At 52.6% G+C, this 11,855-nt stretch carries 11 protein-coding genes; 5 read left to right on the top strand and 6 right to left on the bottom strand.

The genetic code is table 11. The annotated features are described in order from the left end of the window. The first annotated feature begins 47 nt into the window (after positions 1-47). Entirely contained in the window at positions 48-1,169 is a 1,122-nt protein-coding gene (roxA, locus tag OGY71_RS11605; protein ID WP_003030786.1) for a [50S ribosomal protein L16]-arginine 3-hydroxylase, read from the top strand. 100 nt (positions 1,170-1,269) lie between these two features. On the opposite strand, the gene pepT is transcribed toward roxA, so the two are convergent. Then, positions 1,270-2,496, bottom strand: a complete 1,227-nt coding sequence (gene pepT / locus OGY71_RS11600) for a peptidase T (protein WP_003832289.1) — start codon at positions 2,494-2,496, stop codon at positions 1,270-1,272. Between the two features lie 250 nt (positions 2,497-2,746). Between pepT and potA the strand changes: the two genes are divergently transcribed. Genes potA through potD form a run of 4 tightly spaced genes read left to right on the top strand, consistent with a single transcriptional unit; the run spans position 2,747 to position 6,574 of the window. Continuing rightward, positions 2,747-3,883 carry a spermidine/putrescine ABC transporter ATP-binding protein PotA gene (potA, locus tag OGY71_RS11595; protein ID WP_003832287.1) on the top strand — a complete coding sequence of 379 codons (1,137 nt, stop codon included), beginning with the start codon at positions 2,747-2,749 and terminating at the stop codon, positions 3,881-3,883. After that, positions 3,867-4,724 (top strand): spermidine/putrescine ABC transporter permease PotB, encoded by an 858-nt coding sequence (gene potB / locus OGY71_RS11590; RefSeq protein WP_003832285.1) that lies wholly within the window; start codon positions 3,867-3,869, stop codon positions 4,722-4,724. Before potA ends, potB begins: the two co-directional genes overlap by 17 nt. After that, entirely contained in the window at positions 4,721-5,500 is a 780-nt protein-coding gene (gene potC / locus OGY71_RS11585) for a spermidine/putrescine ABC transporter permease PotC (protein ID WP_003030794.1), read from the top strand. Before potB ends, potC begins: the two co-directional genes overlap by 4 nt. Positions 5,501-5,527: 27 nt before the next feature. Beyond that, positions 5,528-6,574, top strand: coding sequence for a spermidine/putrescine ABC transporter substrate-binding protein PotD (gene potD, locus OGY71_RS11580; RefSeq protein WP_003030797.1), 1,047 nt, complete (start codon positions 5,528-5,530; stop codon positions 6,572-6,574). Positions 6,575-6,676: 102 nt separating this feature from the next. On the opposite strand, the gene cobB is transcribed toward potD, so the two are convergent. The 5 genes from cobB to lolC all read right to left on the bottom strand — a co-directional run bounded on the left by cobB (position 6,677) and on the right by lolC (position 11,652). After that, on the bottom strand, positions 6,677-7,498 hold the full coding sequence (gene cobB, locus OGY71_RS11575; protein WP_003832281.1) for a Sir2 family NAD+-dependent deacetylase: 822 nt from the start codon (positions 7,496-7,498) through the stop codon (positions 6,677-6,679). A gap of 15 nt (positions 7,499-7,513) precedes the next feature. After that, complete coding sequence (gene nagK, locus OGY71_RS11570; protein ID WP_286613339.1) at positions 7,514-8,425, bottom strand: N-acetylglucosamine kinase; 912 nt, start codon at positions 8,423-8,425, stop codon at positions 7,514-7,516. Between the two features lie 89 nt (positions 8,426-8,514). Beyond that, positions 8,515-9,759 carry a lipoprotein-releasing ABC transporter permease subunit LolE gene (lolE, locus tag OGY71_RS11565; RefSeq protein WP_003030804.1) on the bottom strand — a complete coding sequence of 415 codons (1,245 nt, stop codon included), beginning with the start codon at positions 9,757-9,759 and terminating at the stop codon, positions 8,515-8,517. Then, the gene (gene lolD, locus OGY71_RS11560; protein ID WP_003832278.1) at positions 9,759-10,460 is read right to left on the bottom strand and encodes a lipoprotein-releasing ABC transporter ATP-binding protein LolD; all 702 of its coding nucleotides are present in this window, start codon (positions 10,458-10,460) and stop codon (positions 9,759-9,761) included. Before lolD ends, lolE begins: the two co-directional genes overlap by 1 nt. After that, a complete protein-coding gene (lolC, locus tag OGY71_RS11555) occupies positions 10,453-11,652 on the bottom strand; it encodes a lipoprotein-releasing ABC transporter permease subunit LolC (protein ID WP_032934420.1) in 1,200 nt (399 codons plus the stop codon). Before lolC ends, lolD begins: the two co-directional genes overlap by 8 nt. Between the last annotated feature and the right edge of the window lie 203 nt (positions 11,653-11,855).

The following is an 11,855-nucleotide window of genomic DNA, read 5'->3' as shown; positions in this document are numbered from 1 at the left end:
GTATCCGTTATAATCGGTTGCAGATACCAGCCTGCGGGATGCTCACTATGGAATACCAACTCACACTTAACTGGCCCGATTTTCTTGAACGCCACTGGCAGAAACGCCCGGTGGTCTTAAAACGCGGGTTTAACAACTTTATCGACCCACTCTCTCCTGACGAACTGGCTGGACTGGCAATGGAAAGCGAAGTCGACAGCCGACTCGTCAGCCATCAGGATGGTAAATGGCAGGTTAGCCATGGTCCCTTCGAAAGCTACGACCATCTTGGCGAGAACAACTGGTCTTTGCTGGTGCAGGCGGTCAACCACTGGCACGAACCTACCGCCGCGCTGATGCGCCCATTCCGTGAATTACCGGACTGGCGTATCGACGATCTGATGATTTCTTTCTCTGTACCCGGCGGCGGCGTTGGCCCGCACCTGGATCAGTACGATGTATTTATCATTCAGGGAACCGGTCGTCGTCGCTGGCGCGTAGGCGAAAAGCTGCAGTTGAAGCAGCACTGCCCTCACCCGGATCTTCTTCAGGTCGACCCGTTCGAAGCCATCATTGATGAAGAGCTGGAACCCGGCGATATCCTGTACATTCCACCGGGATTCCCGCACGAAGGCTATGCGTTAGAAAACGCGATGAACTATTCGGTTGGCTTCCGCGCGCCAAACACTCGCGAGCTGATCAGCGGGTTCGCCGATTACGTTTTGCAACGCGAACTGGGCAGCACCTATTACAGCGATCCTGACCTGCCACCGCGCGATCATCCGGCAGATGTTCTGCCGCAGGAAATGGACAAGCTGCGCGAAATGATGCTGGGTCTGATTAATCAGCCAGAACATTTTCAGCAGTGGTTTGGCGAGTTTATCTCTCAGTCTCGTCATGAGCTGGATATTGCCCCGCCGGAGCCACCGTATCAGCCAGACGAAATTTATGATGCCCTGAAACAAGGTGATGTGTTAGTGCGTCTGGGCGGATTGCGCGTATTGCGCATTGGCGATGACGTCTACGCTAACGGTGAGAAAATTGACTCGCCACATCGTCCTGCGCTGGAAGCGCTGGCCAGTCATATTGTGCTGACGGCTGAGAACTTTGAGGATGCGCTGGAGGATCCTTCTTTCCTTGCCATGCTTGCCGCGCTGGTCAACAGCGGGTACTGGTTCTTCGAAGGGTAATAGACTGTGCCTGATGCGACGCCATGCGTCTTATCAGGCCTACTGGAGTGAAATATTGTAGGCCGGATAAGCAAAGCGCCATCCGGCAACTACACATGCTTTATTTTTGTTTCGCGGCCAATTCAGCAATACGCACAATCACCTGCACCGCTTTTTCCATTCCTTCCAGCGTCACAAACTCATGCTTGCCATGATAGTTGTAGCCGCCGGTGAACAGATTCGGACACGGTAATCCCATAAACGACAGCTGCGCGCCGTCAGTGCCGCCACGGATCGGTTTCAGCACCGGCTCAATATCACAATCGCGCATCGCCTGCTGGGCGATATCCAGCACGTACGGATGCTCAATCACTTTTTCGCGCATATTGTAGTAACTGTCTTCAATCACCAGTTCGATATAGCAGTCTGGGTGTAACCCTTTGCCAACCTTCTTGGCGATATCCATGATCTTGCGTTTACGCGCTTCAAACTGCTTACGGTCAAAATCACGAATAATGTAGTGCATATCCGCCCGATCGACCGTCCCTTTCATGCTCGCCAGATGATAAAAGCCTTCATAGCCTTCCGTCTTTTCAGGGCTTTCATCTGCCGGAACCTCAGCGTGAATACGCGCCGCCAGGGACAGCGCATTCACCATCACCCCTTTTGCGGTGCCGGGATGCACATTGTTGCCAACAATTTTGATATTAACCGACGCGGCGTTGAAGTTTTCAAACTCCAGCTCACCTACGCCACCACCGTCAACGGTATAGGCCCACTGCGCATCGAATGCCGCAACATCAAAATGCTTCGCCCCTTTACCCACCTCTTCGTCCGGCGTAAAGGCCACGCGGATATCACCGTGCGGAATATTTTTTTGGATAAGCACAGCCAGTGCGGTCATGATTTCCGCCACGCCTGCTTTATCATCCGCGCCCAACAACGTTTTACCGTCTGTGGTGATCAGCGTCTGACCCAGAAGTTGATGCAGCACCGGGAACATCACCGGCGATAAAACTTCATCACCAATGCCTAACGCAATATCGCCACCGCGATAGTTTTCAACGATTTGCGGATTGACATTTTTACCGCTGAAATCCGGTGAGGTATCCACATGGGAAATAAAGCCGATCGCAGGAATATTACCAGCAACGTTAGCAGGTAACGTTGCCATCAGCGTGCCTTTTTCGCTCAGTGAAATATTAACCAGCCCCATCTCTTCGAGCTGTTGTTTGAGCAGTTGTAATAATTTCCACTGTCCTTCGGTGCTGGGTACCTGCCGCACGCCCGATTTTGATTGGGTGTCCAGCGACACGTAGTGTAAAAAACGCTCAAGTAGTTTATCCATGCAGTCACCCTCACTTTTTGTGACAACATTATCAATAAGCAACAAAAGACAAATATTGCGTCAGGTCACTTTTATCCCCGCAAGTGAGAATATTTCGCCCTGACATCCCCTCTGACTATAGGGCTAAGTCAGTAATTCGCAACAAGGATTGGCGATTACAATGGTTTGCCGTAGAATAACGGCCCTCATTAAGAGTCATCAAGGTGGTTAACCACAAACCCCGCATCGGTCAGCCATCCGTTGCGTTTACATGGGACAGAGTAAAAAATTGAATAAACAACCGCGTTCGCTTTCTCCACTGGTGCAATTAGCGGGAATTCGCAAAAGTTTCGATGGCAAAGAGGTGATTTCCAGCCTGGATTTGACCATCAATAATGGCGAGTTTCTTACGCTGCTTGGCCCCTCTGGCTGCGGTAAAACAACCGTTCTTCGCCTGATTGCCGGTCTGGAAACGGTTGATTCCGGTCATATTTTGTTGGACAACGAGGACATCACTCACGTTCCAGCGGAAAATCGCTACGTGAATACCGTCTTCCAAAGCTATGCGCTATTCCCCCACATGACTGTGTTTGAGAATGTGGCCTTTGGTTTGCGCATGCAAAAAACGCCCGCAGCCGACATTTCTCCCCGCGTTACCGAAGCCCTGCGCATGGTGCAACTGGAAGAGTTCGCCCAGCGAAAACCGCATCAACTTTCCGGCGGACAGCAGCAGCGCGTAGCGATTGCCCGAGCAGTGGTCAACAAACCCCGCTTACTCTTGTTAGATGAATCCCTCTCTGCGCTGGACTACAAGCTGCGTAAGCAGATGCAGAACGAACTGAAAGCGCTGCAGCGTAAGCTTGGTATCACTTTTGTCTTTGTCACACACGATCAGGAAGAAGCGCTGACTATGTCTGACCGCATCGTGGTGATGCGCGATGGTAAGATTGAGCAGGACGGTACGCCGCGCGAAATCTACGAAGAGCCAAAGAATCTGTTTGTCGCCGGGTTTATCGGCGAGATCAATATGTTTAACGCCACGGTGATTGAACGTCTGGATGAACAACGTGTTCGTGCTAACGTTGAAGGCCGCGAGTGCAATATTTATGTCAACTTCGCGGTAGTTCCCGGACAAAAGCTGCACGTTCTGTTACGCCCTGAAGATTTACGCGTTGATGAAATCAACGATGATAATCATATCGAAGGCCTGATCGGCTACGTGCGCGAACGCAACTACAAAGGCATGACGCTGGAGTCGGTTGTAGAACTGGAAAATGGCAAGATGGTGATGGTCAGCGAATTCTTCAACGAAGATGATCCTGACTTTGACCACTCGCTCGACCAGAAAATGGCAATTAACTGGGTAGAAAGCTGGGAGGTCGTACTGGCTGATGAAGAGCACAAGTAAATTCCAGAGTGTGGTGATCTTCACCATTGTCGGTTGGCTTGTGTTATTTGTCTTTCTGCCCAACCTGATGATCATCGGCACCAGCTTTTTGACCCGTGACGACGCCAATTTCGTCAAAATGGTCTTTACGCTGGAGAACTATACGCGTCTGCTCGATCCGCTCTATTTTGAGGTGCTGGTTCACTCCCTCAATATGGCGCTGATTGCCACGCTCGCCTGTCTGGTACTCGGCTACCCGTTTGCCTGGTTTTTGGTGAAACTGCCGGAAAAAGTACGCCCGCTGCTGCTATTCCTGCTGATTGTTCCGTTCTGGACCAATTCCCTTATTCGCATCTACGGACTCAAAATTTTCCTCAGTACCAAAGGCTATCTCAACGAGTTTCTGTTATGGCTCGGCGTTATCGATACACCCATTCGCATTATGTTTACCCCCAGCGCGGTGATTATCGGGCTGGTATACATCCTGCTGCCGTTTATGGTGATGCCGCTCTATTCCAGCATTGAAAAGCTCGATAAACCGCTGCTGGAAGCCGCACGCGATTTAGGTGCCAATAAGCTTCAGACCTTCACTCGCATCATTATTCCGTTGACGATGCCGGGGATTATCGCCGGATGCCTGCTGGTCATGCTGCCCGCAATGGGGCTGTTTTACGTTTCCGACTTAATGGGCGGTGCGAAAAACCTGCTGATTGGTAACGTAATTAAAGTTCAGTTCCTGAACATCCGCGACTGGCCGTTTGGTGCAGCCACCAGCATTACGCTGACCATCGTGATGGGTCTGATGCTGCTGATCTACTGGCGCGCCTCCCGCTTACTGAACAAGAAGGTGGAACTCGAATGATCGGTCGACTGCTTCGCGGCGGTTTTATGACCGCTATCTACGCGTATCTGTATATTCCAATCATCATTCTGATTGTGAACTCCTTTAACAGTTCGCGCTTTGGCATCAACTGGCAGGGTTTTACTACCAAATGGTACGGCCTGCTGATGAATAACGACAGCCTGTTGCAGGCAGCACAGCACTCGCTGACGATGGCGGTGCTATCCGCCACGTTTGCCACCTTGATCGGCTCACTTACTGCGGTTGCGCTGTACCGTTACCGTTTTCGCGGTAAACCGTTCGTCAGTGGCATGCTGTTCGTGGTGATGATGTCGCCGGATATTGTGATGGCAATATCTCTGCTGGTGCTGTTTATGCTGATCGGCATTCAACTGGGTTTCTGGTCGCTGCTGTTCTCGCATATCACTTTTTGTCTGCCTTTTGTGGTGGTGACGGTTTACTCTCGCCTGAAAGGTTTTGATGTCCGCATGCTTGAGGCGGCTAAAGATTTGGGTGCCAGCGAAGTAACTATTCTGCGCAAGATAATACTACCACTTGCTATGCCTGCGGTGGCTGCGGGTTGGTTGCTGAGTTTTACGCTGTCGATGGATGATGTTGTTGTTTCATCTTTCGTCACCGGACCGGGTTATGAAATTTTGCCATTAAAAATCTACTCAATGGTTAAAGTCGGCGTATCACCAGAGGTGAACGCGCTGGCGACCATTTTGTTGGTTCTGTCGCTGGTTATGGTGATTGCCAGCCAGCTTATTGCACGTGATAAAACCAAGGGCCGCTAAGGCCCTTAATTCAGGGGACGTTAAATGATGAAAAAATGGTCACGCCACCTGCTCGCGGCGGGTGCTCTGGCACTGGGCATGAGCGCCGCTCACGCGAATGACAACAACACGCTCTATTTCTATAACTGGACTGAATACGTACCACCGGGTCTGCTGGAACAGTTCACCAAAGAAACCGGCATTAAGGTTATCTATTCGACCTACGAGTCGAATGAAACCATGTACGCCAAGCTCAAAACCTATAAAGACGGCGCATACGATTTGGTGGTTCCGTCCACCTATTACGTCGATAAAATGCGTAAAGAAGGCATGATCCAGAAGATCGACAAGTCGACGTTGACCAACTTCCACAACCTCGATCCGGAAATGCTCAACAAGCCGTTTGACCCGAACAATGACTACTCCATCCCGTATATCTGGGGTGCGACGGCCATTGGCGTCAACAGCGATGCTATCGATCCTAAAACCGTCACCAGTTGGGCCGATCTGTGGAAGCCGGAGTACAAAGGCAGTCTGCTGTTAACGGATGATGCGCGAGAAGTGTTCCAGATGGCGCTGCGCAAGCTGGGATATTCCGGCAATACCACCGATCCTAAAGAGATTGAAGCCGCCTATAACGAGTTGAAGAAGCTGATGCCTAACGTTGCTGCATTTAACTCTGACAACCCGGCCAACCCGTATATGGAAGGCGAAGTTAATCTGGGGATGGTGTGGAACGGCTCCGCGTATGTTGCGCGTCAGGCGGGCACACCGCTGGAAGTGGTTTGGCCAAAAGAAGGTGGCATTTTCTGGATGGACAGCCTGTCTATTCCGGCTAACGCGAAAAACAAAGAAGGTGCGCTGAAGCTGATTAACTTCCTGCTGCGCCCGGACGTGGCGAAAGAAGTCGCAGAAACTATCGGTTACCCGACGCCAAACCTGGCAGCACGCAAGCTGTTAAGTCCTGAGGTCGCGAACGACAAAACGCTCTACCCTGATGCAGAAACCATCAACAAAGGGGAATGGCAGAACGATGTCGGTTCCGCCAGTGCTATCTACGAAGAGTATTATCAGAAGCTAAAAGCAGGACGCTAATTCAGCGTTGTAAGGAATGCCCGATGGCGCGACGCTTATCGGGCCTACATAAATGCAAACCGTAGGCCGGATAAGGCATTTACCGCCATCCGGCAAAAAAAATCACAGCCCTTTCAATAACTTCTCAACAAACTCAGGCACTACCTGGCTTGCCGGACCGTAATACTTCTCTTCAAACTCGCTGCCTACCTGGCTCGGTTCGAGATTTAGTTCTACCGTATGTGCCCCATGCAGCCGCGCCTCATGCACAAAACCCGCTGCCGGATAAACATGTCCCGATGTGCCAATCGCAATGAACACATCTGCCATTGCCAGTGCCATATAAATTTCATCCATACCCAGCGGCATTTCACCAAACCACACTACGTGTGGTCGCAGCGGTGCCGGAAACTGGCAGCAATGACATTTATCTTCCGGGGTCACATCGCCCGTCCATTCCAGAATCTGCCCGCTTTGCGAACAGCGAACTTTGAGCAACTCGCCGTGCATATGGATAACGTTCTGGCTGCCCGCACGCTCATGCAGATTATCAATGTTCTGCGTCACCAGTAAAAAACGATCGCCCAACTCGGCTTCGAGTTTTGCCAGTGCGATATGCGCCGCGTTGGGCTGGATTTCCGGCTGTTGCAACTGATGGCGACGGGCGTTATAAAACGACTGAACCAGTTCCGGGTTTCGACTAAATCCTTCCGGAGTCGCAACGTCCTCTACCCGATGTTCTTCCCAGAGACCATCCGCCGCGCGGAATGTTCGAATTCCTGACTCAGCGGAGATTCCCGCTCCAGTCAGTACCAGCACTCTTGGTTTTTCCATCAATTCAGGCACCACTCTGTCTCTGAAAAAGATTCGTTGACGCAGGCGATCGCGCAAATGGCGTTTATTTTTACGAAAGCGGCTTAACCGATGACCCCGACGCGACAGCATAACAACCTCTTTGTATTAATCGGTAAGATGTAGGAAAGCAGCCCCGCGCATCCCGCCGGCATCACCGTGCCGTGCCTGCTCAATACGCGGTACCCGGGCAACCGGCAGCAGATGACGCGGCAATCGGTTCGTCAGTTGCGTCGTAATAGCGGTAAAATTCGACAAGCCTCCGCCAATCACCACCAAATCAGGATCGACGATAGTCAGGATATTCCCAAGACACACCGCCAGCAAATCCAGATAGCGTTCAACGTGGGCCCGCGCGTGCTCATCACCCTGCTCCCACAGCGCGATAATTTCGCGGGCATCCAGCGGTTGATGGTAGTAATGCTGATACAACCACGCAAATCCACCGCCGGAAAGATAACTTTCGATGCATCCCAGTTGACCGCATCCGCAGCGGCGCAGCGGGAAATCAAAGCCCATCAGCGTCAGCGCATCGACCGGCAAACGAATATGACCAAACTCACCGGTGATATAGCTGCGTCCGGTGATGGATTTCCCGTTAAGCACCAGGCCGCCGCCGACGCCCGTACCGAGGATCAACCCCATCACCAGCGGATACTGAGTGAACTCGTCGTCCCAGGCTTCAGAGAGGGCAAAACAGTTGGCATCGTTGTCCAGGCGGACATCGCGGTCAAGGCGGGCGCTGAGATCGGCGCGGAGCGGTTTGCCACTGGCGGCAGGAACGTTGGCCGCGTACAGCGTGCCGTCTTCGGTTTCCGGCATGCCTGGAATGCCGATGCCTACCGAACCTTTGATGCCAAACCGCTGATCCGCTTCCGTCACCAGATTGCAGACCGCATCAAGGAAAGCGTCGTAGCTGTCGCGAGGCGTAGGAACGCGAGTTTCCCATTGCAGACGACGTTGCTTATCAAACACGCCCAGCGCAATTTTGGTCCCGCCGATGTCAAATCCGTAATACATCACCGCTCCTTGATACACGTCATCCTTCAAGATGCCTCTGCGTTGGCTACGCCTTGATGCAGCATGAATGCTGTCGTGTATTATTGTTGTTATTGGCCGCTAAGTACTCTCGCAGGATCAATATTGCTGGCGCGACGCGCCGGATACCAACTTGCCAAAAGACTCAGCACGAGTGCTGTCACCAGCACGTAAATCACATCCAGCCAGTGTAATTCCGATGGCAGGAAGTCAATGAAATAGATATCGCCGGACAGGAACTGATGGCCGATAAGCGCCTCAATCCCGTTTATGATCGGCGTCAGTTGCAACGAGACAACCACCCCGATGACGACGCCTATCAGGCTACCGAACAGACCCGCCAGCAGGCCGTACCAGACAAAAATGGCACGGATCAACCCATCTTTCGCCCCGAGTGTTCTTAATACCGCAATATCGCCACTTTTGTCTTTTACCGCCATCACTAACGTGGAAACGATATTAAAACAGGCCACGCCAATCACCAGCACCATAGCCAGATACATAATGGCGCGGATCATTTGAATATCGCGGTACATATAGCCGTAGGTGCCAATCCAGCTCTTGATGTAAACATAGTTATTGGTGACTTCACCCGCGTCTCGCACCAGCTTATTGGCGTTAAACACGTCGTTAACCTTCAGCGCGATCCCGGAAACGCTGGTTCCCATATCGAGATATTGCTGCGCATCTTCCATTGGGATCATGGCAAAGCTGTGATCGAGCTGACCGCTCAGTTGCAGGATCCCCGTCACGTGCAAACGCACGCGTTTAGGCTGCTGTAGCTTATGATCCGCACTGGCGTTAGGGATCATAATCGACACCCAGTCGCCCTGCTTCACCTTCAGCGCATCGGCAATACCCTTACCAATGATGATTTGTTGTTCACCGGCTTTAAAATTATCCCAGGCGTGGTTTTGCACAAAGGATGGCAGCGCGCTTAAACGCTGTTCCTGTTTCGGGTCAACGCCCTTCACCTGCACCGCGCGTAAGTTCGCCCCGCTCTCCACCAGTCCGGTAAAGTTGATATAAGGCGCCGCGGCGACAATACCCGGCACTTTTTGTACCTTGTCGAGCGCTTCCTGCCAGTTATTCCACGGCTGATTTACGGCTTCAATCTCTCCGTGTGGGACTACGGCCAGAATACGGTTGTTCAGCTCACGCTCAAATCCGTTCATGGCACTTAAACCGACGATCAGCACCGCCACACCCAACGCGATGCCAACGGTAGATATCACCGAAATCAAAGAAACCATACCGCCGCGACGCCGACCACGGCTAAAGCGCAGACCAATCAATAACGATAAAGGCGAAGCCATTACTCAGCTCCCATCAGGCTCAGTTCAGCCGTCAGACGACCATCGCGCATTTCAAGCTGGCGGCTCATCCGCTTCGCCAGTTGCAAATCGTGCGTCACCACCAGAAATGCCGTGCCCTGAGAGCGGTTCAGCTCGCCCAGAAGCTCAAAAATGCTGTCCGCGTTACGCGCATCCAGGTTACCTGTTGGCTCATCTGCCAGGACCAGGCGCGGGTTATTCACCAGCGCACGCGCGATGGCCACACGCTGGCGTTCGCCGCCAGACAGTTCAGACGGGCGATGACTGGCACGATGATCCAGCCCTACTGCTTTCAGCATATCCCGTGCGCGCTCGGTGATTTCAGCCGGTTTTTTCTTGCCGATCAGCAGCGGCATCGCTACGTTTTCCAGCGCGGTAAAATCCGGCAGCAAATGGTGGAACTGGTAAATAAAGCCCAGCTTCTGATTACGCAGTTCCGCTTTCGCCGCCGACGAGAGCTTGCTCATTGGCTGACCGCTAAAAATGACGTCGCCGGAAGTCGGGGTATCCAACCCACCTAACAGATGCAGCAGCGTACTCTTGCCGGAGCCGGAGCTGCCGACAATCGCCATCATCTCACCTTCACCGACGCAAAAACTGACATCGTGCAGTACATCGGTCTGCACAGTGCCTTCCTGATAGCGTTTGCACAGGTTGTCGCATTGCAACAGGATCTTATTCATAACGTAAAGCCTCAGCGGGTTGAGTGGCGGCAGCGCGCCAGGAAGGATAAAGCGTAGACAGCAGCGCGATGGCCATCGCCACCAGCGCAATGACGATAACCTGCAGCGGCTCGATAGCGACCGGCAGCGCAGCGCCATCCAGCAGCACACCAATAATTGGCATCAGATTGTTCAGTTGGCTGGCGAGCAATGCACCCAGTACAGCGCCCAGCAGCGCGCCAATCACCCCGGCACTGGCCCCCTGAACCATAAACACCATCATTATCTGCCGCGGCGTTAGCCCCTGCGTTTGTAAAATCGCCACTTCCCCTTGCTTCTCCATTACCATCAGACCCAGCGAGGTAATAATATTAAAAGCCGCCACCGCCACGATCAGGCTAAGCAGCAGCCCCATCATGTTCTTTTCCATGCGCACGGCCTGGAACAGTTCCCCTTTGCGCTCGCGCCAGTCCTGCCATTTGGTGCCTTGCGGCAGCGTTTGCTGGCTCAGCGTGTCAACTTTTAACGGTTCGTTCAGCCACAGACGCCAGCCAGTGATATTACCCACCGGATAGCGCATCAGACGCGAGGCATCCTGAATGTTGGTCAGCATCTGGTAGCCATCGACTTCGCTGTTGGCGGCGAAAGTGCCAATCACCGTAAACAAACGCTGGCTCGGCAAACGCCCCATCGGCGTAAACTGGCTGGCCGAGGGCACCATCACACGGATTTGATCGCCACGGTTCACGCCCAACTGCCCGGCAAGCTGCTCGCCGAGGATGACATTATACTTACCCGGTTGCAGATCTGTTTGCTTCACATTGACCAGATACGGCGTTAACGGATCTTTTTGTGCCGGATCGATACCGAGCATCACGCCGACCGCCACGCTACGCGCGCTTTGCAGCACCACATCTCCCGTAGTTATGGGTGCAACGCGGTTGACGCCGTTCAACACCACCGCTTTTTCCGGCAGTTGTTGCGGGTTGAGGGAACCCTGTTCAGACGAGAGTACGGCCTGAGGCATCAGGCCAAGAATATTGTTTTGCAGCTCGCGCTCGAAACCGTTCATCACCGACAACACCGTGACCAGCGCCATTACCCCGAGAGTAATGCCTATGGTGGAGAGCCAGGAAACGAAGCGACCGAAGCGATCTGCTGCACGCCCACGCATATAACGCAGGCCGATGAATAGAGCGACAGGTTGGTACATGAAATCCGTCTGGTTGCTGTTAGCAAAGTCACGAGTATATAAGCGAAAGCGGAATGGGTAAATGACTGAACCGTAAGTGTTCGTCAGCACTATTCCTAAAAGTATAAATAAATCAATTCGCTAAAGTTGTCCCTCTTCCCTTCAGCCCGGGTCCCTGATCTTTATCTTAAAAAAACAAAATGCAGACAGTTACGCATTACAGC

The sequence above is a fragment of the Citrobacter sp. Cpo109 genome (assembly GCF_030332565.1).
GTDB lineage: Bacteria > Pseudomonadota > Gammaproteobacteria > Enterobacterales > Enterobacteriaceae > Citrobacter > Citrobacter portucalensis.
The sequence above is the reverse complement of the archived record's forward strand: the minus strand, read 5'-3'. Positions and strand labels throughout refer to the sequence as shown.